19 protein-coding genes are annotated in these 23354 nt (G+C 69.9%); 4 read left to right on the top strand and 15 right to left on the bottom strand.

Annotated elements, in window-relative coordinates:
* The first annotated feature begins 11 nt into the window (after window positions 1-11).
* A complete protein-coding gene (locus INR38_RS11265) occupies window positions 12-467 on the top strand; it encodes a DoxX family protein (RefSeq protein ID WP_012203485.1) in 456 nt (151 codons plus the stop codon).
* Window positions 457-2118 (top strand): MFS transporter, encoded by a 1662-nt coding sequence (locus INR38_RS11260; RefSeq protein ID WP_207443376.1) that lies wholly within the window; start codon window positions 457-459, stop codon window positions 2116-2118. Before INR38_RS11265 ends, INR38_RS11260 begins: the two co-directional genes overlap by 11 nt.
* A gap of 50 nt (window positions 2119-2168) precedes the next feature.
* On the opposite strand, the gene INR38_RS11255 is transcribed toward INR38_RS11260, so the two are convergent.
* The 9 genes from INR38_RS11255 to mdlC all read right to left on the bottom strand — a co-directional run bounded on the left by INR38_RS11255 (window position 2169) and on the right by mdlC (window position 14918).
* Window positions 2169-2807, bottom strand: coding sequence for a response regulator (locus INR38_RS11255; RefSeq protein ID WP_207443377.1), 639 nt, complete (start codon window positions 2805-2807; stop codon window positions 2169-2171).
* Complete coding sequence (locus INR38_RS11250; protein ID WP_183019075.1) at window positions 2800-3900, bottom strand: ATP-binding protein; 1101 nt, start codon at window positions 3898-3900, stop codon at window positions 2800-2802. The genes INR38_RS11255 and INR38_RS11250 overlap by 8 nt, the downstream gene beginning before the upstream one ends.
* A gap of 203 nt (window positions 3901-4103) precedes the next feature.
* The gene (locus INR38_RS11245; protein WP_207443378.1) at window positions 4104-5423 is read right to left on the bottom strand and encodes a TolC family protein; all 1320 of its coding nucleotides are present in this window, start codon (window positions 5421-5423) and stop codon (window positions 4104-4106) included.
* Between the two features lie 11 nt (window positions 5424-5434).
* Window positions 5435-8608 (bottom strand): CusA/CzcA family heavy metal efflux RND transporter, encoded by a 3174-nt coding sequence (locus tag INR38_RS11240; RefSeq protein ID WP_207443379.1) that lies wholly within the window; start codon window positions 8606-8608, stop codon window positions 5435-5437.
* On the bottom strand, window positions 8605-9840 hold the full coding sequence (locus INR38_RS11235; protein WP_207443380.1) for an efflux RND transporter periplasmic adaptor subunit: 1236 nt from the start codon (window positions 9838-9840) through the stop codon (window positions 8605-8607). The genes INR38_RS11240 and INR38_RS11235 overlap by 4 nt, the downstream gene beginning before the upstream one ends.
* A gap of 448 nt (window positions 9841-10288) precedes the next feature.
* Window positions 10289-11287: a tripartite tricarboxylate transporter substrate binding protein gene (locus tag INR38_RS11230; RefSeq protein ID WP_013804051.1), complete on the bottom strand. Its 999-nt coding sequence runs from the start codon at window positions 11285-11287 to the stop codon at window positions 10289-10291.
* A 78-nt stretch (window positions 11288-11365) separates the two neighbouring features.
* Window positions 11366-12340, bottom strand: a complete 975-nt coding sequence (locus INR38_RS11225; protein WP_047326100.1) for a tripartite tricarboxylate transporter substrate binding protein — start codon at window positions 12338-12340, stop codon at window positions 11366-11368.
* Between the two features lie 42 nt (window positions 12341-12382).
* On the bottom strand, window positions 12383-13321 hold the full coding sequence (locus INR38_RS11220; RefSeq protein WP_207443381.1) for a 2-dehydropantoate 2-reductase: 939 nt from the start codon (window positions 13319-13321) through the stop codon (window positions 12383-12385).
* 28 nt (window positions 13322-13349) lie between these two features.
* Window positions 13350-14918, bottom strand: coding sequence for a benzoylformate decarboxylase (gene mdlC, locus INR38_RS11215; RefSeq protein WP_207443398.1), 1569 nt, complete (start codon window positions 14916-14918; stop codon window positions 13350-13352).
* 208 nt (window positions 14919-15126) lie between these two features.
* On the opposite strand from mdlC, the gene INR38_RS11210 reads away from it, so the two are divergent.
* On the top strand, window positions 15127-16056 hold the full coding sequence (locus INR38_RS11210) for a LysR family transcriptional regulator (RefSeq protein ID WP_016453174.1): 930 nt from the start codon (window positions 15127-15129) through the stop codon (window positions 16054-16056).
* A gap of 157 nt (window positions 16057-16213) precedes the next feature.
* Window positions 16214-16996, top strand: coding sequence for a 3-hydroxybutyrate dehydrogenase (locus INR38_RS11205; RefSeq protein ID WP_012203473.1), 783 nt, complete (start codon window positions 16214-16216; stop codon window positions 16994-16996).
* 27 nt (window positions 16997-17023) lie between these two features.
* On the opposite strand, the gene INR38_RS11200 is transcribed toward INR38_RS11205, so the two are convergent.
* The 6 genes from INR38_RS11200 to INR38_RS11175 form a co-directional block, all read right to left on the bottom strand.
* Entirely contained in the window at window positions 17024-18028 is a 1005-nt protein-coding gene (locus tag INR38_RS11200) for a tripartite tricarboxylate transporter substrate-binding protein (RefSeq protein WP_207443382.1), read from the bottom strand.
* A gap of 179 nt (window positions 18029-18207) precedes the next feature.
* Window positions 18208-19089, bottom strand: a complete 882-nt coding sequence (gene nadC / locus INR38_RS11195; RefSeq protein WP_099751357.1) for a carboxylating nicotinate-nucleotide diphosphorylase — start codon at window positions 19087-19089, stop codon at window positions 18208-18210.
* A 124-nt stretch (window positions 19090-19213) separates the two neighbouring features.
* On the bottom strand, window positions 19214-20164 hold the full coding sequence (locus tag INR38_RS11190; RefSeq protein ID WP_034390572.1) for a membrane protein: 951 nt from the start codon (window positions 20162-20164) through the stop codon (window positions 19214-19216).
* 88 nt (window positions 20165-20252) lie between these two features.
* Window positions 20253-21746, bottom strand: a complete 1494-nt coding sequence (locus tag INR38_RS11185; RefSeq protein ID WP_207443383.1) for a class I adenylate-forming enzyme family protein — start codon at window positions 21744-21746, stop codon at window positions 20253-20255.
* A gap of 23 nt (window positions 21747-21769) precedes the next feature.
* The gene (locus INR38_RS11180; protein ID WP_063327183.1) at window positions 21770-22504 is read right to left on the bottom strand and encodes a CoA-transferase; all 735 of its coding nucleotides are present in this window, start codon (window positions 22502-22504) and stop codon (window positions 21770-21772) included.
* Window positions 22501-23340, bottom strand: a complete 840-nt coding sequence (locus INR38_RS11175; protein ID WP_065347412.1) for a CoA-transferase — start codon at window positions 23338-23340, stop codon at window positions 22501-22503. The genes INR38_RS11180 and INR38_RS11175 overlap by 4 nt, the downstream gene beginning before the upstream one ends.
* Window positions 23341-23354: the final 14 nt, after the last annotated feature.

Genomic DNA, 23354 nt, shown 5'->3' with positions numbered 1-23354 from the left:
GGACCACACGCATGACACCCGCCATGACCCAAGCCAGTACGTTCTCCGGCCGCCTTGCGGCCACCGCACGCCCGGTGTTCGGCAGCCAGGCCGTGCGCCTGGTGGCCTACCTGGGCCTGTGCGCCGCCTATCTGCAGGGTGGCCTGGTCAAGCTCACCGACTTTCCCGGTGCGCTGGGCGAGATGGCCCACTTCGGCCTGTCGCCGGCACCGCTGTTCGCGGTCCTGGTGATCGCGCTGGAGCTGGGCGCCTCGGCCATGATCATCACCGGCCGGCTGCGCTGGCTGGGCGCCCTGGCGCTGGCCGCGTTCACGCTGCTGGCCACCTTCGTCGCGCTGCGCTTCTGGGAGCTTCCCGCAGGGCAGGAGCGCTTCATGGCGGCCAATTCCTTCTTCGAGCATCTGGGCCTGGTCGGCGGCTTTCTGTTCGTCGCCTGGCATGACCTGGGAGAGCGCCATGACCGCTGATTCGACCCGGCCCGCAGCCACTGCCTCCGGCAGCTTCGCGCCGCTGCGCCAGCCCGTGTTCGCGGTGCTGTGGGCCGCCACGGTGCTGGGCAACATCGGCAGCTTCATGCGCGATGTGGCCAGCTCCTGGATGGTGACCGAGCTGTCGGCCAGCCCGGCCGCCGTGGCCCTGATCCAGACGGCAGCCACGCTGCCCATCTTCCTGCTGGCGATTCCGGCCGGTGTGCTGTCCGACATCCTGGACCGCCGACGCTTCCTGATCGGCATCCAGATCCTGCTGGCCGCCGTCAGCGCCAGCCTGCTGCTGCTGGCACGCACCAACACGCTGACCGTGGAGTACCTGGTGGCGCTGACCTTCGTGGGCGGCATAGGCGCGGCGCTGATGGGGCCGACCTGGCAGTCCATCGTGCCCGAGCTGGTGCCGCGCAGCGACCTCAAGAACGCGGTGGCGCTGAACTCGCTGGGCATCAACATCGCACGCGCCCTGGGCCCTGCGGCCGGCGGCCTGCTGCTGGCCAGCTTCGGCGCGGCGGCGGCCTATGGTGCGGACGTGGCCAGCTATGTGTTCGTGATCGCCGCGCTGGTCTGGTGGAAGCGCCCCAAGGCCGAGGCCTCGGCCCTGAACGAGCAGTTCTTCGGCGCCTTCCGTGCAGGCCTGCGCTATGCCCGCTCCAGCCGCGAGCTGCATGTGGTGCTGCTGCGCGCCGCCGTGTTCTTCCTGTTCGCCAGCTCGGTCTGGGCCCTGCTGCCGCTGGTGGCGCGGCGCATGCTGGGCGGCTCGGCAGGCTTTTACGGCGTGATGCTGGGCGCCGTGGGCGCAGGTGCCATCCTGGGCGCCCTGCTGCTGCCGCGCCTGCGCCAGAAGCTCGATGCCGATGGACTGGTGCTGCTGTCCTCCGTGCTCAGCGCCGCCGTGATGGCCGCGCTGTCCACCGCGCCGCCGCAATGGGCCGCCGTGCTGCTGATGCTGGTGCTGGGCCTGGGCTGGATCATTGCGCTGACCACGCTCAACGGCGTGGCCCAGGCGGTGCTGCCCAACTGGGTGCGCGGCCGCGGGCTGGCCATCTACCTGATGGTGTTCAACGGCGCCATGGCGGGCGGCAGCCTGGCCTGGGGGCTGTTCGCGCAGGGCGTGGGCATTCCCACGGCGCTGCTGATCGGCGCGGCGGGCCTGGTGGCCATCTCGCTGGTGTTCCACCGCATCAAGCTGCCCACGGGCGAGGCGGACCTGCAGGCCTCCAACCACTGGCCCGAGCCGCTGCTGGCCGAACCCGTGGCCCATGACCGTGGCCCGGTGATGATCCAGGTGGAGTACCAGGTGCGCCGCGACGACCTGCCAGCCTTCATCGAGGCCATGCAGCATGTGGCGCGCGAACGGCGGCGCGACGGCGCCTATGCCTGGGGCATTGCCGAGCACACGGGCGAGCCGGGCCGGGTGATCGAGTGGTTCCTGGTGGAGTCCTGGGCCGAGCATCTGCGCCAGCACCAGCGCGTGTCCAGGGCCGATGCCGATCTGCAGGCCCAGGCGCTGCGCTTTCACATCGGCCCCGAGCGGCCCGTGGTCCACCACTTCCTGGCGCTGGATGCCGCCAGTGCCGCCAGTGCCGCAAGCGGGCCTGCGCAGGCACCGGCGCACGGCCACGCCCACTGAAGCGTTGCGGCAGGCCGGCCCCTGGCCTGCGCCCGGCCTGCCAGGACACCTCAGCGGATATCCAGCCGCTCCAGCGCACGCACCAGGTCGGCCAGCGTGCGCACCTGCATCTTGCGCATGGCCTGGCCACGCCGCACCTTCACCGTGATCTCGCTCACGCCCAGGTCTGCCGCGATCTGCTTGTTCAGCAGGCCGCGCACCACGCCCACGACCACTTCCTGCTCGCCCGGCGACAGCGATTGCCAGCAGGCGCGCAGCGCCTGTTCGCCGGCCTCCAGCGCGCGGCGCTGGCGGTCCAGGGCAATGCCCTGCTGGATGGCGTCCAGCAGGTCCTGGTCGCGGAAGGGCTTGGCCAGGAACTCGATGGCGCCGGTCTTCATGGCCTCCACGCTCATGGGAATGTCGCCATGGCCGGTGATGAAGATGGTGGGCAGCTTCAGGCCCATCTCCAGCATCTGGCGCCGGAAGTCCATGCCGCTTTGGCCCGGCATGCGGATGTCCAGCACCAGGCATGCAGGCCCCGCGGGCGGCTGCCGCTGCCAGTGGTCCAGAAACTCGCGCGTGGCGCCGAAGGCGCGCACGCACAGGCCCACCGAGGCCAGCAGGTCCTCGATGGCGGCGCGCACCGAGGCGTCGTCATCGACGATGTAGACAAGTGCCTCGGCTTCGGCCGTGGAGGGTTCAGCCATGGCGCAATCCCGTGGAAGACCTGCCGCCCGTGGCCGGGGCGCAGGCAATGGTGATGTGAAAGACCGTGCCGCCGCGCATGTCCTCGCGGTCCGTGGCCCAGATGCGGCCGCCGTTGGCCTCGGCCATGTGGCGGCAGATGTTCAGGCCCAGGCCCATGCCGTCGGGCTTGGTGGTCCAGAAGGCATCGAACAGGTGGGTGCGGGCCAGGGGCGACAGGCCTTCGCCCGCATCGGCCACGGTCAGCACCAGTTGCTGGCCCAGGGCCTGGGTGGTGACGGTGATGCGCCGCTGCGCGGCGGGCGTGCCCTGCATGGCATCCATGGCATTGATCAGCAGGTTGGCCAGCACCTGCTGGATGTGCACGCGGTCGGCCCAGGCCGGCTGCAGCGCGGGCGCCAGTTGCAGGTCCAGGGCCACGCCGCGCCGGTCCAGCTCGGCGTCCGACAGGCGCGCCATCTCGCGCACGGCGTCGTTGAGGTCGAAGGACTGGCGGCTGGGCGCCTCGCCGCGCGCCATGCTGCGGATGCGGGCAATGACATCGCTGGCGCGCTGAGCATCGCCCAGGATGCGCTCCAGCGCCTGGCCGGCCTTGGCCAGATTGGGCGGGTCCTGGGCCAGCCAGCGCTGGCAGGCATTGCCGCTGGTGACGATGGCGGCCAGCGGCTGGTTGACCTCATGGGCGATGGAGGCCGTCAACTGCCCCAGGCTGGTGGTCTGGGTGATGCGCATCAGCTGGGTGCGCGCCTCATGGGCCGCGTTCTGGGCCGCCACCATCTTCAGGCCCAGATAGGCCGTGATGGCAATGGCCAGGATGCTGATCACCATGTTGATCAGTCCGGTGCGATAGGCACCGGCAGGCGTGAGCGCGAAGCTGGCCAGGGTCAGCACGATGCACAGCGCCGTGAGGCCGATGACCACGCGCGGGCTGAACCAGCGCACCGCCACCAGGATGATGGCGGTATGGAACACGGCGGCCGCCACGGCGTAGTCGGTCAGCGTGTCCAGCGCGAAGATCGCGGCCATGGCGACGCCCATGGCCGCCAGGATCAGGGCCCGGGGCCAATGGGGAAAGCGGCGCAGAGCGGTGGTCATGACGTGCAGGGAAAAGGAATGGACTGTCAGCTGCCAATTCTCATTCAAGAAGGCGCTGCACCTGAATGCAAGCTATACCCGAACCGTACGATACTGGCGCGACCCAAAACAAGGGACACCGAGGAAGGGACGCCCCGCACCGAAGGTGTCGTCCCCCTCCCGCGTAGCGAGAGAGGGGGAAGCCGCGCAGCGGCTCAGGGGGTTCACAACACTGGCCGCCGGCCCACGCTCAGTTGGAGTTCCACCGTGGCCTTGGCCAGCTCGGTCTCGGCCTCCAGCGATCCCAGGTAGGCCTCGTCGGCCGAGCGCTGGGCGGACAGCAGCTCCAGCAGCGAAGCCTCGCCATGCCGGTAGGACAGGCGCATGCCCTCGAGCACGCGCTGCGCATCGCGCAGCACGCCGTCGCGGTAGCGCTGCACGTTCTCGCGCGCGGCGGTCAGGCGAAAGCGCGCGCCGCGCACATCGGCCTCGGCCCGGTTCTGGGCCTGCTGCAGGGCCAGCATGGCCTGGGTCACGGCCGCCTCGGCCTGCACCAGATCGCCCCGGTTCAGGCGCGACAGCGGCAGCGGCACGCTGACCGAGACCGACAGCGTGCGCGAGCGCCCGCCGCCATCGAAGGGATTGCCCTGGGCATCGGTGCCGGCCGCCGTGGACGGCACTGCGGCCATGCCCACGGCCAGCGTGGGATTGACCCAGCGGTTGGCCTGGGCCAGGCCCGCGTTGTCGCGCGCATGCTCCAGCGCCGCCTGGGCGATGCGCACCTCGGCGCGCGACTGCAGCGCCTGGGCGACCAGGGCATCGGCATCCTCCAGCCCCGAGTCTTCGGCCAATTCCATGAAGCCGCATTGCAGCGTGTCGCTGGCAAAGACTTCGGACAGGCGGCGCCCCAGCGGGACGGACAGCGCCAGCCGCGCGGTCTGCGCCTCGGCGCGCGCCTGCACCACCTCGGCCTGGAAGCGGTCGCGCTCCACGCGCGACTGCAGCCATTCCACGCCGCCGATGTCGCCGGCCTTGCGCCGCAGCTCGTTGGCCTGCACCACGTCGCCCAGCGCCTTCAGCGTCTGCTGCTTGCGCTCCAGCGCCAGCGAGTCGCGGCAGGCCTGGGTGTAGTCCTGGGCGGCATCGGAGAACAGCTGGCTGCGCACGCCTTCAAGGCCGGCCTCGGACAGGCGCACCTGGCTGCGTGCGGACTGGATGCGCGCGGCGCGCTTGCCGCCCGTCTCCAGCTCCATGCTGATCTCGTAGTTGCGCGTGGTGGGCCGGGGCTGGCCGGTGCGCACCTGCTCGCGCGAAGCGCCCAGCGTGAGGCTGGGGTCGGGGCGTATGCCGGCGATGCCGATGCCGGCACGCGCGGATTCCACGCCCAGCTCCTCCGAGCGCAGCAGGGGGCTGTGCTGCTCCACGGCGTTGAGGTAGTCGGAGAAGCGCAGGCCGGCGGACGGCGCCGTCTGCGCCTGGGCTGCGGCGCCAAGGCACAGCAGCAGGGCCAGGGCCTGCCTGGGGAAGAAAAGGGTCGTTTGCATGGCGACTCGCATCAATGGGGTTGGCTCGTTGCGGTGCGATGCCCGCCCTCGTCCTCGGCGGCATCCAGATCGCCGCTCTCACCGCGTTCGGCGGCGCGGCGCTGGCGGCGCTCGGCCGCGCGGGCGGCACGGGCCTCGATCACGTAGTAGAGGTTGGGCAGCAGCAGCAGGGTCAGCAAGGTGGCGCTGAACAGGCCGCAGACCACGACCGTGGCCAGGGGCCGCTGCACATCGCTGCCCAGGCCCGTGGCCAGCATGGCCGGCGTGAGGCCGAAGGCGGCGACGGTGGCCGTCATCAGCACGGGGCGCATGCGGCTGGAGGCGCCTTCGAGCACGGCTTCGCGCAGGCCCAGGCCGTCCTCGCGGCGCAGCCGGTTGATCTGCGAGACCATGAGCACGCCCGAGAGCACGGCCACGCCGAACAGCGCGATGAAGCCCACGGCGCTGGAGACGTTGAGCGTCATGCCGCGCAGGTGCAGGCCCGCAAAGCCGCCGATCATGGCCAGCGGCACCACGCCCAGCACCAGCAGCGGCTGGCGCAGGTTGCCGAACTCGCCGAACAGCAGCACCAGCATGATGCCCAGCGTCAGCGGCAGGATCATGAGCAGCCGCGCCTCGGCACGCTGCAGGTTCTCGAACTGCCCGCCCCACTCGATGTGCAGCTTCTGGCGGTCGTAGTCCAGGTGCTGGTCGATGGCGGTGTGCGCATCCTTGAGGAAGCCCGCCAGGTCGCGGCCGCGCACATTGAGCTTGACGAGAATGTGGCGCTCGCCGCCCTCGCGCACGATGACGCTCTGGCCCACGGTGGTGGTGATGCGCGCCACGTCGGCCAGCGGCACCTGGGCGCCATTGGCCGCCGACAGGCGCAGCGCGCCGATGGCCTCGGGGCTGCTGCGCGTGTCGGGCGTGAAGCGCACGGCCATGTCGTAGCTGCGCTCGCCCACGTAGAGCTGGCCAATGGAGGCCCCGCCCACGCCGGTGGAGATGAGCTGCGCCACCTCGGAGGCATTGATGCCGTAGCGCGCGGCAGCGGCGCGGTCCAGCGCAATGCGCAGGTTGGGCAGCGGCGGCTCCACGTCCACGGCCACGTCGGCCGCGCCGGGCACTTTCTCCAGCACGGCCACCAGGGCATCGGCCACGCGCCGGTCTTCGGCCAGGTCCTGGCCGAAGACCTTCACCGTGAGGTCGCTGTGCGCGCCCGACAGCTTGTCCTGCACGCCGTCGATCATGGGCTGCATGAAGCCCACGGAATAGCCGGGCAGCTGGTCGAAGCGCGCGGCCATCTTCGCGATCAGCTGCTGCTTGGTCAGGCCCGACTTCCATTCGCCATAGGGATGCAGGCCCACGCTGGCCTCGATGTGCGAGGGCGTCCAGTAGTCCGTGCCGTCATCGTTGCGCCCGGTCTGGGTGACGATGTAGGAGACCTCGGGGAACTCCAGCGCAGCGCTGCGCAGCGCGTCGGCCATGTCGCGCGCCTTGTCCAGCGTGATGCCGGGCGGCATCTGCACCTGCAGCCAGATGGAGCCTTCGTCCAGGTACGGCAGGAAGTCGCGGCCCATGGTGCCGGCCAGCACGCCCAGTGCCAGCAGCGAGGCCGCCACGGCCCCCGCCAGCCAGCGCACGCGGCCCACGGCCACGCCCAGGAAGCGGTCATAGCCCACGCCCAGCCGGTGCAGCACGGGGTTGTGGAAGATCTTGCGCGGCCTGCGGAAGGCCAGCCAGGCCAGGGCCGGCGTGAGCAGCAGGGCCACGGCCAGCGCCCCCACCAGGGCCGCGCCCACGGCGCTGGCCATGGGCGAGAACAGCTTGTACTCGATGCGCTCGAAAGCGAACAGCGGCAGGTAGGCGGCCGCGATCACGCACATGCCGAAGAAGATGGGCCGCGCCACCTGCAGTGTGGCCGTGATGGCGTCCCTGGGCGTGAGCGGCCGGTTCTGGTCGGCCTCGCGGCGCCGCAGGATGTTCTCGACCACGACCACGGCCCCGTCCACCAGGATGCCGAAGTCGATGGCGCCCAGCGACAGCAGGTTGGCCGGAATCTTCGCGTGGTGCATGAAGATGAAGGCCAGCAGCAGCGCCATGGGAATGGTCAGCGCCACGATCAGCGCCGCGCGCGGGCTGCCCAGGAAGACCAGCAGCACCAGGGTGACGACGATCAGGCCTTCGGCCAGGGTCTTGCCCACGGTGTGGGTGGTGCGCTCGATCAGCGTGGTGCGGTCCAGGTAGGGCACGACCTTCACGTCGGGCGGCAGCAGCTTGCCGTTGAGCTCCTCCACGGCGGCGTGGATGCCCTCCAGCGCCTGCGAGGGGTTGGAGCCCTTGAGCAGCAGCACGATGCCCTGCAGGGTGTCGGAGTTGCCGTCCTTGCCCAGGATGCCGCGCCGCTCCACGTTGCCGTAGGTCAGCCGCCCCAGGTCCTTGACCAGCACGGGCGTGCCGCTGTCCGTGGTCTTGACGACCACGTTGCCCATGTCGTCCAGCGAGCCCAGCAGGCCCACGCCGCGCACCACATAGGAGACATCGCCCCGGTCGATGACGCTGCCGCCGCCGCTGGCGTTGTTGGCATTGATGGCCTCGATCACCTGGGACAGCGCCAGCCCGTACTGCAGCAGCCGCGCCGGGTCCAGCTCCAGCATGAACTGCGTGGTCAGGCCGCCGAAGTTGGTCACGTCCACCACGGACTGCGCCTTCTTCAGGCGCGGGATCACCACCCATTGCTGCAGCTCGGACAGCTCGCGCAGGCTGCGCACGGGGCTTTCCAGCGTGTAGCGGTAGACCTCGCCCGTGGGCGAGCTGTAGGGGTCCAGCCCGGCGCGGGCGCCGTAGGGCAGCGTGACCTCGTCGATGCGCTCCTTCAGGCGCTGGCGCGCCCAGTAGCCGTCCACGCCGTCCTCGAAGACCACGGTGATCAGCGACAGCGCGAACAGGCTGCGCGAGCGCAGCACGTGCATGCCGGGCGTGGCCAGCAGGGCGCGCTCCAGCGGAATGGTGATCTGCTGCTCTATCTCCTCGGCCGCGAGACCGGGCACCTGGGTGACGATCTGCGAGGTCACGTCGGCGATGTCGGGATAGGCCTCCAGCGGCAGCTGCTTCCAGCTGAACACGCCATACAGGGCCGCGAAGCAAAAGACCAGCCAGACCACGCCGCGGCGCGAAAAGCCGATGTTGACGATGCGCTCGATCATTGCAGCAGCACTCCCCCGTTGACCACCACGCGCTCGCCGGCCGCCAGGCCCGAGAGGATCTCGGCCTGGCCGTCCTGCTGCGCGCCGACCTGCACGTCGCGCGGCTCGAAGCGCCAGCCGCCCTTGTCCACGAAGACGCGCGTGCTGACCTGGCCCTGCAGCAGGGCCGCGGCCGGCACCATCACGGCCTGGCGCGCCGGGGCGTCGAAGCCCACGCGCGCAAACATGCCGGGGCGCAGCCGCCCTTCGGGGTTGTCCACGGCCACGCGCACCTTGACGCTGCGCGTGGCGGTGTCCACCAGCTCGCCCACGTACTGCACGCGGCCCTGCAGCTGCAGGTCGGGATAGGCGGCCAGCGCGATGTGGGCCTGCTGGCCCACGTCCACATGGGCCAGGTCGCGCTCGCTGACGCTGGCGCTGAGCCAGACCTTGCGCAGGTCGGCCACGGTCATGACGGAGGCATTCACATCGTTCCAGTAGCCGCCCTGCGAGCCCGCCATCTCGACCACGCGGCCGCTGATGGGCGACTTGACCACGTAGCTGCCGCGCGAGCCTTCCTGCACGGCCGCACCCAGCTGGGACAGGTGGTCGGAGGCGGCGCGCGCATCGGCACCTGCTGCGGCCAGCGACTGCTGCGCGGCCTCGTAGTCCTTGCGCGCGGCGATCTCGGCATCGAACAGCAGCTTCTGGCGGTCGAATTCCTGGCGCGCGTGCAGCAGCGCGGCCTGGGCCTTGGCGTGCTCGGCACGCACGCTGGAGATCTCGGAGGAGTCCATGGTGATCAGCGCATCGCCGGCCTTCACCGCATCGCCCAGCTGGTGGTGCAGGCGCACCAGGCGGCCCGCCACGGGCGGCGTGATGCGGACCAGCTTTTCAGGCTCGGCCTCGATGGTGGCGGGGGCCGACAGGCGGGTCTGCAGCGGCTGCAGGGCGATCTCGGCCACCTGCAGGCGCTCGCGCAGCGGCGAGCCTTCGGGCACCACGATGAGGTTGCCTTCGCGGCGCACGGGGGCCGGCTGCGGGGCGGCGGTGGCGGGGGTTGCTACTGCAGCCTGGGTTTCGGCCGGGCCGTTGCAGGCGGCCATGGCCACGCTGATCAGCAGCCCGCCCACAGGCCAGGCGGCCGCCAGCAAGGGATGGCGCGGGTGCAGGCCATGGAGTCGGTCATGGGATCGGCCATGTGGTTGGCCATGGGGTCGGCCTGGTCGTTCGGAAGCGAGAAAGCGGGTCATCCTGAGGTCTCCGGGTGCCACGGACCCGCGCAGACCTCTCGCCCCTTCAGGCGATCACAGGCCTCCGCCCGGGTCCGGGCAGATCAAGAAATGGAAGAAGGGAAAGACGGGAAGGGGCGGCGCGGCAGCGCCTGGCAGGATCGGGATCGGAATCAGGATCGGGGTCCATGGGGTATTCCTTTGCGTGTGGGTGGCGCAGTCCCCGTGCAGGCCGGGAGCCCTGTTTGCTGCAGTGCAATATGTGCCCGGAATTATCAAAGGCGAAAGTGCCTGCGGCCAGCCTTTGTTGGGAAGGCTGGCCTGTTCATTGGTGGATGCGGGATATACCTTCGTATAGAAGATGGCCGGCACAAGCCCCCCTCGGCCCGGCCCGACCCAGCCCGGCCCGGAAAGCAAAAAGCCGCCAGCGCGGAGCGGGCGGCTTGCGGGCGAAGGCCTGCGGGAAAGCTCAGTCCACTTTCAGGCCGATGGCTTTCACCAGTTCGCCAAAGCGCTCGCGCTCGGTGGCGTGGTGGTCGATGAAGGCCTTGCGGCTCAGCGGCGCGGGCGTGGCGCCCAGGGTGAGGATGACGTCGTTGACGTTCTTTTGCTCCAGCGCCTTGGCCACGGCAGTGCGAACGGCCTCGATCACCGATTCGGGCGTGCCGGTGGGCGCGTAGATGCCGAACAGCGTGTCCGCATCAAAGCCCGGCAGGCCGCTTTCGGCCAGCGTGGGCACGTTGGGGTATTGCGGCGAGCGGTGCGGGCTGCCGATGGCCAGCAGGCGCAGCTTGCCCGCCTCGACCTGCTTGAGGCCCGGACCCGGGTCGAACCAGAACTGCAGCTGCCCGCTGAGCACGTCGCTGAGCGCCGGGCCCGCGCCCTTGTAGGGGGCGTGCACGGCATCGACACCGGCCATGCGCTTGAACATCTCGCCTGCCAAATGCGGCGAGCTGCCCTGGCCCGGCGAGCCGTAGGACAGCTTGCCGGGGTTGGCCTTCAGGTGCTTGATGAACTCGGCCACGTTGGTGGCGGGCACGGCGGGATTGGTCTCCAGGAACACATGCACGCGCGCCACGGCAGCCACGGGCGTCAAATCCTTTTCGGGATTGAAGGCCAGCTTGCTGTAGATCATCGGATTGATGGTGATGGCCCCGCCCGAGCTGAGCAGCAGCGTGTAGCCATCCTTGGGCGCGCGCACGGTTTCGCTGATGCCGATGTTGCCGCCCGCACCGGGCTTGTTGTCCACCACCACCGACTGGCCCAGTACCTGGGACATGGTGGGCGTGATGGCGCGCGCCAGCACATCGGCCGCGCCGCCGGGCGCGAAGTTCACCACCAGGCGCACGGGGCGCTCGGGCCATTTGTCGCCGGCCTTCTGCGCCAGCGCAGGGACCGAGGCCGTCGCGCCCAGCAGGGCCAGCAGGCCCAGGCGGCGCCAGCGGCTGAAGGGGGTTGTCTTGTGCATGAGCTATGTCTCCTTGGGTTATGAGTTCTTGAAAACGGTGAGGGCGCCTGAAGCAGCAGCGGCGCAGCGGCGCTACGGTCAATCCAGCCGTATGCCCGCCGACTCGATGACCTGGCCCCAGCGCCGGCTTTCGCTGCGCCAGTAGTCACGCATCTGGGCGGGCGTGCCGGGCAGCGGCTCCAGCGACAGCGCCTCGAAGCGCGCCAGCACGGCAGGCGAGCGCAGCGCCTGCTGCAGCGCCACGGACCAGGCCTGTACGGTGGCGTCGTCCGTGCCTGCGGGTGCAACCAGGCCCTGCCAGGCATGGGCCTCGAAATCCTTCACGCCCTGCTCGGCCAGCGTGGGCACGCCCGGGTGGCTCTTGAGACGCTCGGCGCTGGCCACGCCGATGACGCGCAGCTTGCCGGCCGCAATGTGCTGGGCCGCCGCCGCGCTGTCGGCCAGCATGAAGGGGATCTGGCCGCCGATCACGTCGATCAGGGCCGGCCCCGCGCCGCGATAGGGCACATGGGACATCTTCACGCCCAGGCGCTGGGCCAGCAGTTCGGTGGCCAGGTGGTGGGGCGTGCCCAGGCCCGGGCTGCCGTAGCTGACGGGGCCTGGCTGGGCCTTCACCCACTGCGTGAACTCCTGCAGGTTGTGCACCGGCAGCTGGTTGCCGACCACGAGGAACAGCGGAAAGCGCGCCAGCAGGCCGATGGGCACGAAGTCCTTCTCGGCGTTGTAGGCCAGCTTGCGAAACAGGTGGGGGTTGGCCGCCAGCGTGGCGAAGTCGGCCGTGAAGACCAGGCTGCCCAGCTCGCGCGTGCGCGCCGCGTATTCGGCGGCGATGTTGGTGCCGGCCCCGGGCTTGTTCATGACGACCACGGTGCGGCCCAGGGCCTTGCCAAAGGACTCGCCCACGGTGCGCGCCACGGCGTCCGAGCCGCCGCCTGCGGCAAAGCCCACCACCCATTCGACGGGCTTGCCGGTCTGTGCGTGTGCCGTGCCCATGCCCAGCAGGGGCGGGGCGCCTATGGCCAGTGCGGCCTTGAGTGCTTGTCTGCGCAGCATCTTGTCTCCTTCTTGTAGTGGCTCGTTTTGCCTTGAGCGCGTTCAGCGCGGTGCGACAGCGCCCGCGTTCTCCGACAGGCTGACCAGTGCGTGCAGCGTGCGCGTCACGGGCACGGCAATGCCCAGGCGGTCGGCCACCTGCAGCACGGCGCCATGGATGGCGCCCGTCTCGGTGGCACGGCCAGCCAGCAGGTCCTGCAGCATCGAGGGCTGGTGGCCCCGGTGGTGGTCCAGCGCATCGCGCACGGCCGCGCCCACGCGCTCGGCACTGGCGGCGACGCCATGGGCATGGGCGACGGACAGCACCTCGTCCAGCACGCGCTGCAGCAGGGCCTCGCCCTGCGGATTGGCCAGTCCGTCCACGGTCTGGCGCGTCACGGCGCACACGCCGTTGAAGGCGGCATTGAAGGCCAGCTTTTCCCAGATGGCTTCCTGCACCTGCGGGTCGATGCGGCAATGCATGCCTGCGCGGTTGAGGTCGTCCGCCAGCAGGTCGAAGACCGCGCTGTGCTGGCCATCGCAAGGCATGAAGCGAATGCCGCCCTGCCCCATGGAGCTGACCTCGCCCGGCGACATCACGCGCGCAGGCCAGGTGGTCACGCCCACGGCGATGCGCTCGGCCGGCACCCGCTCGCGCAGCACGTCGGCATGGCCTATGCCGTTTTGCAGGCTCAGGAAGTGCGTGTCCGGCCCGATGAGATGGGCAATGCCCTGCAGCGCGGCCCGCGTATGGGCCGACTTGGTGAAGACCAGCCACAGCGCGGGCCCCGCCGTGAGCTGCTCGGCCCGCGCGGCCTGTACGCGGGCCTGCAGCAGCCCCTCATCGGTGTGGCAGCGCGCGCCATCGCGGTTCAGGGCCTGCAGCAGCTCGTCGTTCACATCGACCAGGGTCACGTCCAGGCCGATGCGGGCCAGCCGCGCCCCGAACAGGGTGCCCATGGCGCCTGCGCCGAGGATGCCTATGCTTCTTGTGTTTTCCATTGCCGTGTCTCCTGCAGGGGGCTTCGCCTCAGGCGACTTCGACCTCGACCACGATGGGCTTGGGATGGGCCAGCGCGCGGGCCAGCACATCGGCCAGCTCGGCCGCGTTCTCCACATGCACGCCGTCGCAGCCCTGGCCACGCGCCAGCGCCACGAAGTCGATGTCGGGCAGTTCCGTGCCCTCGACCTTCTCGCCCTCGCGGTAGCCGAAGACATGGGCGAAGTCCTGCAGCGCCGCATAGCGGCGGTTCTTGAGAATCACGAAGCTGATGGGCAGGCGCAGCTGGGCTGCACTCCAGAGGGCCTGGATGGCGTACATGGCCGAGCCGTCGCCGATGACGGCGACCACCTTGGCCTCGGGCTGCGCCAGTGCCACGCCCACGGCGGCCGGCATGCTGTGGCCCAGGCCGCCGCTGCACATGGTGTAGAAGGTGCCCGAGTGGAAGATGGGCAGATAGGTCTGGATGGTGGAGCGCGAGCTGGGCGCCTCTTCCACCACGATGCTGCGGCGGTCGCGCACCTGGGCCAGCGTGTGCATGGCAAAGGCCACCGACATGCGCTCGCCTGCGGCGGGCGCGGCCGGCACGGGCGCTGCGGGCCGGGGTGCGGGCGCCTGGCGCGGTGCGGGTGCGGGGCGCTGCAGCAGCTCCTCCACGCCCATGCGCACATTGCCCACGGCAGCCGTGCCCACGGGGGCCCAGGCGGCAATGGCCGGGTCTTCGATCAGTTGGTAGAGCGCCGTGCCTTCGGGGATGTGCGGGCCCTCGCCTTCCACGTGGTAGGTGAAGGCGGCCGCGCCCACGGCGAAGACCACGTCATGGCCGGACAGCAGTTGCACGATGCGCTCACGCATGGCGGGCAGGAAGCCGGCGAACAGGGGATGGTCCTCGGGGAAGCTGCAGCGCCCGCTCATGGGGGCCACGAAGACGCGGGCCTGGTGGCGCTCGGCCAGCGCGACCACGGCATCCCAGCCCTGGGCCCGGTCCACGGCCGCGCCCACGACCAGGGCCGGGGCACGCGCCGCATCCAGCGCCTGGCCTATGAGGTCCAGCGTGCGCGGATCGGGCCGCGTCTCGAAGCCCACATGGCGCAGCGTGACGGGCTCGGCCGGCTTGTCCCAGTCATCGGCGGGAATGGAGACCAGCACGGGGCCGCGCGGCTCCTGCATGGCGATGTAGTAGGCGCGCGCCAGCGCCTGGGGCACGTCTTCGGCGCGCGCGGGCTCGCAGCTCCACTTCACATAGGGCTTGGGCAGCTCGGCGGCCTGGTTGGAGTGCAGGAAGGGGTCGAACTGCAGCAGCGAGCGCGCCTGCTGGCCCGCCGTGATCACCAGGGGCGTGCGGTTCTTGAAGGCCGTGAAGATGTTGGCCATGGCATGGCCCACGCCCGCGGCCGAATGCAGGTTCACGAAGCTGGCATTGCGCGTGGCCTGGGCATGGCCGTCGGCCATGCCCACGACCACGGTTTCCTGCAGGCCCAGCACATAGGAGAAGTCTTCGGGGTAGTCGCGGAACAGCGGCAGCTCGGTCGAGCCCGGGTTGCCGAAGATGCGCGTCATGCCCAGCTCGCGCAGCATGGCGATCACGGCATGGCGCACGGTGTACGTCGCGGTGCAGGTCGCGGTGGAAGAGGATGCCTCGGCGGGCTGGCTGCGCGGTGTGGTGGGTGCTTGCAAGATGGGGTCTCCTGGGGAATGGGCCGGCCGCCCGGTGCGTGCCGCGCGGAGGCCATGGAAGTCGGTGCCCATGGTGCAGGCGCTTATGATTTCCAGCAATTGAATAAACTATCTAAGAGATATTCACCAAATGGATATCAAGAACCTGGACCTCAACCTGCTGCGCGTCTTTGACGCCGTGTACCGCCACTGCAGCGTCAGCCGCGCGGCCGAGGAGCTGGGCATGTCCCAGCCCGCCGCCAGCCAGGCCGTGACGCGGCTGCGCCTGCTGCTGGGCAATCCGCTGTTCGAGCGCGCGCACGCAGGCGTGCGCCCCACGCCGCGTGCCGAGCGCCTGGCGCTGGCCGTGCGCCAGGCGCTGGAGGTGCTCGAAGTCGCCATGTCCGAGGCCCAGAGCTTCGAGCCACTGCAGGCGCGCCAGCGCTTTCGCATCCACCTGAGCGACATCGGCGAGGCGCGCTTTCTGCCGCCGCTGATGCAGGCGCTGCACCAGCGCGCCCCGCATGTGCAGCTGGAGACCCTGCCCATGCCGCTGGACGGCATTGCCGATGCGCTGGACCGGGGCACGCTGGACATCGCCATCGGCTTTCTGCCGGGTGGCACGCGGACCCGGCAGACCGTGCTGCTGTCCGACCACTACGGCGTGCTGCTGCGCAGCGGCCACCCCGCGCTGGCGCACCTGCCCGAAGACGCGCCACTGGCGCTGGCCACGCTGCGCCAGCTGGATTTCGCGGCGGTGCGCTCGCATTCGGAGACGCTGCGCATCCTGCAGGCGCTGCGGCTCGATGAGCGCATCCGCCTGTCGGCAGCACACTTCATGGCCGTGCCCTCCATCGTGGGCAAGACCGACCTGGCGGTGATCATGCCGGCCGAGATCGCGGCCGGCTTTGTCGAGCGCGGCGGCTATGCGGTGCGCGATGCCGACCTGCCCGATCACCGCTTCGACGTGTCGCTGCACTGGAGCTGGCGCTTCGAGCAGGAACCGGCCAAGCGCTGGCTGCGCGAACTGGTCTGCGAGCTGTTCCAGCAGCCCCGGCACCGCGAGGCCGCCGCGCCCTGAAGGGCCGGCCGTCAAGGCCATGACTTGCGGGCCTGCCGACTCAGTTTCGTCTAAGAAACCGGCGCCAGACTGGTCCCTGCGCCGACAAGGGCACGCGGCCGGCCCCGCCGAAGATGGGCACCGGCCTGTTTCATCCACTCTCCAGGAAAGACTCACCATGCAACTCAAGGACAAGGTCGCCTTCATCACCGGCTCGGCCAGCGGCATCGGCAAGGAGATCGCCACGCTGTTCGCCAGCGAGGGCGCGCGCATCGTCATTGCCGACCTCAACAAGGAGGCGGCCGACGCCACGGCGGCCGAGCTGCGCGCCACGGGAGCGCAGGCCATGGGCGTGGCCGTGGACGTGACCGACGAGGCCCAGGTCAACGCCTCGGTCGAGGAGGCCGCCCGGGCCTTCGGCGGCATCGACATCCTGGTCAGCAATGCCGGGATACAGATCGTGCATCCGGTGGAGGAATTCAGCTTTGCCGACTGGAAGAAGATGCTGGCCATCCACCTGGACGGCGCCTTCCTCACCACGCGCGCCTGCCTCAAGCACATGTATGCGCAGGGCCGCGGCGGCAGCGTGATCTACATGGGATCGGTGCACTCCAAGGAGGCCTCGCTGCTCAAGGCGCCCTATGTCACGGCCAAGCACGGCCTGATCGGGCTGGCCAAGACCGTGGCCAAGGAAGGCGCCAAGCACGGCGTGCGCGCCAATGTGATCTGCCCGGGCTTCGTACGCACGCCGCTGGTGGACAAGCAGATTCCCGAGCAGGCCCGCACGCTGGGCATCAGCGAGGACGAGGTCATCAAGAACGTGATGCTCAAGGAAACCGTGGACGGCGAGTTCACCACCACCGAGGACGTGGCCCGCGTGGCCCTGCTGTTCGCGGGCTTCCCCAGCAATGCGCTGACCGGCCAGTCGCTGGTGGTCAGCCACGGCTGGTTCATGCAGTAAGTCGCCAGTCGGCCCCTCAATCGGCCTTCAATCGGCCTTCAGGCCCAGCGCCCGGGTCACGGCGGCATAGCGGTCGATGTCGGCCGCGATCAGCGCCTGGAATTGGCCCGGTGTCTGCCGCGCCAGGGTGTAGCCCTGGTCGCGCAAGCCAGCGCTGACGGCGGGATCGGCCAGCGCCTGCTCCAGCGTGTCATGCAATGCCTGCACCGTGGCCCGGGGCGTGGCGGCAGGTGCCAGCAGGCCGTGCCACTGCTCCACCGCAAAGCCCGGCAGGCCGCGCTCGGCCACCGTGGGAACGCCGGCCAGCTGCGGCAGTCGCTGCGGCGCCGTGACGGCCAGGGCGCGCACGCGGCCTGCAGCGATCATGGCCGCCGCACTGCTGGCCGTGACCATGCCCGCCGCCACCTGGCCTGCCGCCACGGCCGTGATGGCCGGGCCGCAGCCCTTGTAGGGCACATGCTGCACAAAGCGCTTCGCCTCCCGGGCCAGCATCTCGCCGGCCAGGTGCTGGGGCGTGCCGTTGCCGCAGGAGGCGAACAGCAGCGGCCGTTCCTGGCGCGCCTGGGCCAGCGCATCCTCCAGCGTCTGCAGCGCGCTGTCCGCAGGCACGACCAGCACCGAGGCGATGGAGCCGGCGTTGAACACCGCCGTGAAGTCCTTGCGCGGGTCGAAATCCAGGCGTTCGTAGACACCGGGGTTGATGGCGAACGAGCTGTTGGCCATCAGCAAGGTGCTGCCGTCCGCTGCGGCCTGGGCCACGGCATGGGCGCCGATGTTGCCGCTGGCGCCGGGCCGGTTCTCCACCACCACGGGCTGGCCCAGGCGCTGCTGCAGCTGCTCGCCCAGGCGCCGCGCCAGCAGGTCCGTGCCGCCGCCCGGCGGAAACGTCACGACGATGGTGATGGGGCGCTCGAAGCGCGTGCCGGCCTTGCCCGGCGCCGCCAGCCACAGCCCCGATGCGCCCGCCAGCAGCGCGCAGGCCGCCAGCGTCCAGAGTCTCCGTCGCTTCAAGGTACGCCCTTCAAAAAACATGGCAACTGCTCCACTGGGCTAGGTGCAAAAAACCGGCGCAGCCCAACTCAGGGACACCGAGCAAGGGCCTGAGCCGGCCGCGCCGCCCCGCAGCCAGGGTGTCGCCGGTTGCCCGGACGCCCCCCTCCCGCGCAGCGAGAGAGGGGGAAGCCGCGCAGCGGCTCAGGGGGTGCCTCATTTCAGGTGTCGAGGCCGATGTCGAGAACCCGGGCGCTGTGCGTGATCCAGCCCACGGCGATCTGGTCCACGCCAGTCTCGGCCACGGCGCGCGCCGTCTCGGGCGTGATGCGGCCCGAGGCTTCGGTCACCGCGCGCCCGCGCGCCATGGAGACGGCCGTGCGCAGCGTGTCCAGGTCCATGTTGTCCAGCAGCACCACTTCCACGCCCAGGGACAGCGCCACCTCCAGCTGCTCCAGCGTGTCCACCTCCAGCTGGATCTGCACCATGTGGCCCACGCCTGCGCGCGCCCGGGCCAGGGCTTCGGCCACGCCGCCGGCCAGCGCGATGTGGTTGTCCTTGATCAGCACGGCATCGTCCAGGCCGAAGCGGTGGTTGCTGCCGCCGCCCACGCGCACCGCGTACTTCTGCAGCGCGCGCAGGCCTGGCATGGTCTTGCGCGTGCAGGTCACGCGTGCGCCCGTGTCGGCGATGGCCCTCGCGATCGATGCCGTGGCCGTGGCCACGCCGCTCAGGTGGCACAGGTAGTTGAGCGCCACGCGCTCGGCGGTGAGGATGGCGCGCGCGCTGCCGTGGATGCGCGCGATCTCCTGGCCGGGCGCCAGTTCGCTGCCATCGCGCAGCACCGGCTCGAAGCGCGACTGCGCATCCAGCGCACGGAACGCCAGCCGCGCCATGTCCAGCCCGGCCAGCACGCCCTCCTGGCGCGCCACCAGGCGCAGTTCGGCCTGTGCGTTGGCAGGAACAATGGCATCCGTGGTCAGGTCGCCCGCGCGGCCCAGGTCTTCCAGCAGGGCCGAGCGCACCAGCGGCTCCAGCATCAGGTCGGGCAGCGGCGGTACCGGCAGGCGGGCACTGAGGGCATTGGCAATATTAATGCTCATTTTGAGTATATGTAGGTCAAAAAAATGTGGCGCGCGGCCTTGCGGGCTTGAGCGAGGAACTTATGCTAGATACGAGCATAAGTGCTGTCAAGCCATTGTCACAATCGGGCAAGTGCCGTGCGGCTCAGGGAGAACCGTCGATACCCTTGGCCAGGGGCAGCTTGCTGCCGGAGATGGCGCGTTCCAGCAGCACATCGCTGCGAAAGCGGAACAGCTTGGCCGGCCGGCCCGCCGAGCCCACCGTGAGCTGGCCGGTCTCCTCGACCAGATCCTGCTGCTCGATCAGACGGCGGAAGTTCTGCTTGTGCAGCCCGCGCCCGGCCAGGGCCTCCACCGTCTGCTGCAGCTGCAGCAGCGTGAACTCGGGCGGCATCAGCTCGAACACCACGGGCCGGTACTTGATCTTGGCGCGCAGCCGCGCCATGCCCGTGGCCAGGATGCGGCGGTGGTCGTGGTGCATGGCCTCGCCGGGCAGCATGGCGGCCGCGCCATGGACGCGGTGGGCCGCCTCCTGCACCAGTCCGGCCTCGTACAGCAGCTCGTAGCGCTGCAGCACCATGTCCTCGTTCCAGGGCCCGCCGTCCAGGCCGAAGGCAATGTCCGCGCGCTGGCGCCGCAGCGCACGCTGGGCGCCGCGCGCCTCGGCCATCCAGGCATGCAGGCGCGGAGCGATGTGGGAGCGCAGCAGGGCCGGCTCGCCGCTGCGCCAGTCTTCCCAGGGAAAGTAGCGGTACCAGTCCTGCCAGACGGCCTGCCCCGCGCTGCGGTCCGCGGATTCGCGCGTCAGCCCCAGGTAGCTGACCGAGATCACGCGCGCCCCGCTGGCATCGGTGCGATCGCCATCGGCAAAGGTGTAGAGCTGCTCCATGTAGCCCAGCGGGTGATGGGTCTGCTCCTCCACCCAGGCGCGCAGGCCGGCCTGCAGCGAACGGTGCCCCACCTCGAACGGCCCCGCCGGCAGCAACTGCCCGTCCGCCGTGGTCAGCACGCGCGGTGTGCCCTGGGTCACGGCCGCCAGCACGGCAACGAGTTCGGCATGGATGGGAGAGGCTGCGGGACTGGTGGGGTGGGGCACGAAGGTGAGGGAGGTCGGTTGGCGGGATGGGTGATTATGGTGGGTTGCCGCCGCTGCGGCCGGCTGCCCGACCTGCCCGCCCGGCCACTCAGGCCAGCGCGGCCTTGAGGATCTTCCTGTCCACCTTCCCTACGGAATTTTCTGGAAGGGCGTCAACGTAGTGGTAGGCAACGGGTGCATGCATCCGCGAGAGCTCGCCCAGCACCGCAGCGGTCAGGTGCTGCTGCGTGAGTGCACGTCCCGTTTCGTCGCCGGTTCTCACGACGAAGGCGCACGGCACCTCGCCCAGGTCGGCATCGGGCCGGCCCACGACACAGCAGGCGCGTACGCCCGGCACCTTCGCAAGCACGCCTTCGATGAGGTTGGGAGAGAGGTTCTCGCCGCCGCGGATGATCACGTCCTTGATGCGGCCGGTGATGTACAGATACCCCTGGGCATCGAAGCGCCCCAGGTCTCCGGTGCGCAGTGCCGGCCCGGGGTCGGCGGGCGCGCCTGCGGTCTCCTCTTCGAGATAGCCCAGCATGAGGGTGGGTCCGCTGATGCAGATTTCTCCTTCTTGCAGGGGATCTTCGATCTCGGCACCGCCCGGCCTGGCAAGAAAGACCCGCTGCCCCGGCAGCACCGTGCCCACGGAGCCTACCCTGCGCGCGAGCGGCGGATTCATCGCAGAGGTGCAGGTCGCTTCCGAGAGCCCGTACGACACGACCAGGGGCACGCCCAACTTTTCCTCGACCCGCCTGTGCAGCTCCTCGGTGATGGGGGCCGAGCCGCAGCGCGCCATGCGCAAGGCGGCCAGCGAGGCTGGCGGAAACTCGAACGCGAGCATGCGCGAGTACATGGTCGGCACTCCCGTGATCACGGTGGGCCGATGCCGCTCCATCAGCGCCGGCATGTCCTGCGCCTTGAAGCGCTCCGCCAGCACGACGGTCGAGCCCGCCAGCAGTGGGGCCAGCAATTGGTTGTTGACGCCATTGGTGTGGTGCAGCGGCATGGTGTGCAGCAGCCGGTCCTGCGGGCCGAGCCCCGTGTGCCGGACGATGCCGTCCGCGTTGACCCGCAACCCCAGGTGGCCTTGCAGCACGCCCTTGGGCTTGCCGCTGCTGCCGGAAGTGAACAGCAGGTAGGCACAGTCCCGGGGGCCCGATGTGCAAGCCCAGTACGGCTGCACATCGGGAGCAAGGCTTTCCAATGCAATGCGCCGTACCTGCGCAACGGCCGCCAGACAGGGGTCGTCATGGTGGCTCCGGTCATGCACCAGCCAGGTCATGGCCGTCGCCGCAAAACGCCTTGCGGTCTCCTCGGCGCCAAGCCCGGGCTCCAGCACGCAGGGACAGGCGCCGGCCACCAGGGTCGCGAGCAGTGCGCAGGCCAGGTCCAGCGACCGCGGCACGGCAATGGCCACGCGGTCGCCCTCGCGTATCCCGGCAGCCCGCAGGCCACCGGCCAGCACGCCCACCCGCTGCGCGAGGGCTCCGTAGCTCAGGACACCGCCTTGCGCCACCAGGGCCGGCCTTGCGGCCCACCCTGGCGACTGCCAGCGGCGATGAAAGGCCGCGACCAGGGATTCGAATTCGTCGGTCATTGGCAGCTCCTGTCCGGTGCGGCTCAGCGCAGGCTCACGCGTGCATCGCGCTCGAACTGCCCGTCAGGGTCCAGCGAGGCCAGGGCCTGGAGCTCGCGCTGCGTTGGCGGGTCGGTGGGATGCGCCGTGCTGGCGTCAAACTCGAAACCCGTGCGCTCGCGCACTTCTTCGAGGGATGCCTGCGGGTGCCATGAATCCAGCGCCAGGCGTCCGTCGCGCTTGATGAAGGTCGCGATCGGAGTGACCACTCCATGAAAGCCTCCCCACGAGGTGCGAAAGTCGAGCTTGTTCACCAGGGTGCGCGTCGAATGCTCGGTACGCCAGGTGCACGCGCGCAAGGCGGTGGGAAGCATGACGGCGCCGCCGCCTCCACCGGGAAGGCGCACCTTGGGCCTGTGCCAGTCGCCGATCGCCGAGTTGTTGGCGCACCCCTCGCCGTCGATCTGCGCCGCGCCAAGAAACGTCAAATCCATGCGCCCGCGGCAGCACAGGTCGTAGAAGTCCTCGTTGGCGAAGATGGACGCGCTGCGCTGCGCGAGCACGGGGTCCGAGCTCGACAGCGGGACGCTGGACGGCTCGGGGTCCACGCCGCCCGCGACGTTGATGTAGATGAAGTCCTCATCCAGCGTCTTTTTGGCCAGCAGGCAGGCCAGCATGGGCAGTGTCGAATTGACGCCGCTGAACGTGATCTCGCCGGGCCGGATGAACCGGGCCAGGTTGATGGCGATGTATGAAAAACCGGACCAGTTCGCGCTCATCGTGCCTTCTCCTGTGTTGCTGCCTCGGGCGCTTTCGCCAGGTGCGCGGCCAGGGCTTCGTCGCCCTCGGCCAGATAGCTTTCGACCGCGGGGTAGTCGATCGGATAGCTGGGCCAGCATGAGCCTGGCCAGGCGCCGCCGGGGACGACGGAGAAGGCTTCGACCATGAAATACGGCACGACGGTGGACTCCGGGTTGTCCTGGAATACCTGCGTGTCCACCAGCTTTTCCGCCACCACCAGCACACTGCGTGAGGCACGGCTCATGATGCGGTCCCAATGCGGCGTGCCCGCAATGCGCACGTTCCCCTGCCGGTCGATCTCCGAGGCAAGCAGCACCGCATAGTCCGGCTCGATGGCCGGGATGGCGTACACCGGTGCGCGATCCGAGTACGGGTCCGGCAGGCTCACCCAGCCGTTCAAGGCGGGCAGGTCGCTTCCGTGCAAGCCCGCGCACGGCTGAAAGGGGATGCCGTACGCCGCCGCGCGCAGCCCGGCGGTCAGGCTCGCGCAGGCATGCTCTTCGAGAACGACTTCCTGGCGCTCGACGGCCCGGCGGTACCAGGGCGCCAGGCCGAAGTTACCCTCCATCGCGACGATGCCGGCCCGCACCTTTCTGACGGCCCCGGCCCGGCAAAGAATGTCGATGTCGTAGCCGGGAGACTGCTTGATGATTTCAAGGCCGGTCCTGCCCTGGCGGATCAGTTCGCGCACGAAGGCGAACGGGCCACGGTGAAGAAAGCTCCCGCCGATGGCCAGGGAGGCCCCGTCCGGTACGCGCGAGACGAGTTCCTGCAGGGGAACACATTTGTTTTTTCCGACGAATCCAGAAGGCATGGGTTGGTCCTTGT

Origin of the sequence: Delftia sp. SD018 (assembly GCF_017355445.1) — a bacterium.
Classification (GTDB): Bacteria; Pseudomonadota; Gammaproteobacteria; order Burkholderiales; family Burkholderiaceae_C; genus Comamonas; species Comamonas acidovorans.
The sequence above is the reverse complement of the archived record's forward strand: the minus strand, read 5'-3'. Positions and strand labels throughout refer to the sequence as shown.

Bases quoted from the DNA above. Each gene is read 5' to 3' on its own strand.
- INR38_RS11265 (WP_012203485.1), top strand. From the start codon at position 12: ATGACACCCGCCATGACCCAAGCCAGTACGTTCTCCGGCCGCCTTGCG.
- INR38_RS11260 (WP_207443376.1), top strand. From the start codon at position 457: ATGACCGCTGATTCGACCCGGCCCGCAGCCACTGCCTCCGGCAGCTTC.
- INR38_RS11255 (WP_207443377.1), bottom strand. From the start codon at position 2,807: ATGGCTGAACCCTCCACGGCCGAAGCCGAGGCACTTGTCTACATCGTC.
- INR38_RS11250 (WP_183019075.1), bottom strand. From the start codon at position 3,900: ATGACCACCGCTCTGCGCCGCTTTCCCCATTGGCCCCGGGCCCTGATC.
- INR38_RS11245 (WP_207443378.1), bottom strand. From the start codon at position 5,423: ATGCAAACGACCCTTTTCTTCCCCAGGCAGGCCCTGGCCCTGCTGCTG.
- INR38_RS11240 (WP_207443379.1), bottom strand. From the start codon at position 8,608: ATGATCGAGCGCATCGTCAACATCGGCTTTTCGCGCCGCGGCGTGGTC.
- INR38_RS11235 (WP_207443380.1), bottom strand. From the start codon at position 9,840: ATGACCCGCTTTCTCGCTTCCGAACGACCAGGCCGACCCCATGGCCAA.
- INR38_RS11230 (WP_013804051.1), bottom strand. From the start codon at position 11,287: ATGCACAAGACAACCCCCTTCAGCCGCTGGCGCCGCCTGGGCCTGCTG.
- INR38_RS11225 (WP_047326100.1), bottom strand. From the start codon at position 12,340: ATGCTGCGCAGACAAGCACTCAAGGCCGCACTGGCCATAGGCGCCCCG.
- INR38_RS11220 (WP_207443381.1), bottom strand. From the start codon at position 13,321: ATGGAAAACACAAGAAGCATAGGCATCCTCGGCGCAGGCGCCATGGGC.
- INR38_RS11210 (WP_016453174.1), top strand. From the start codon at position 15,127: ATGGATATCAAGAACCTGGACCTCAACCTGCTGCGCGTCTTTGACGCC.
- INR38_RS11205 (WP_012203473.1), top strand. From the start codon at position 16,214: ATGCAACTCAAGGACAAGGTCGCCTTCATCACCGGCTCGGCCAGCGGC.
- INR38_RS11200 (WP_207443382.1), bottom strand. From the start codon at position 18,028: ATGTTTTTTGAAGGGCGTACCTTGAAGCGACGGAGACTCTGGACGCTG.
- nadC (WP_099751357.1), bottom strand. From the start codon at position 19,089: ATGAGCATTAATATTGCCAATGCCCTCAGTGCCCGCCTGCCGGTACCG.
- INR38_RS11185 (WP_207443383.1), bottom strand. From the start codon at position 21,746: ATGACCGACGAATTCGAATCCCTGGTCGCGGCCTTTCATCGCCGCTGG.
- INR38_RS11180 (WP_063327183.1), bottom strand. From the start codon at position 22,504: ATGAGCGCGAACTGGTCCGGTTTTTCATACATCGCCATCAACCTGGCC.
- INR38_RS11175 (WP_065347412.1), bottom strand. From the start codon at position 23,340: ATGCCTTCTGGATTCGTCGGAAAAAACAAATGTGTTCCCCTGCAGGAA.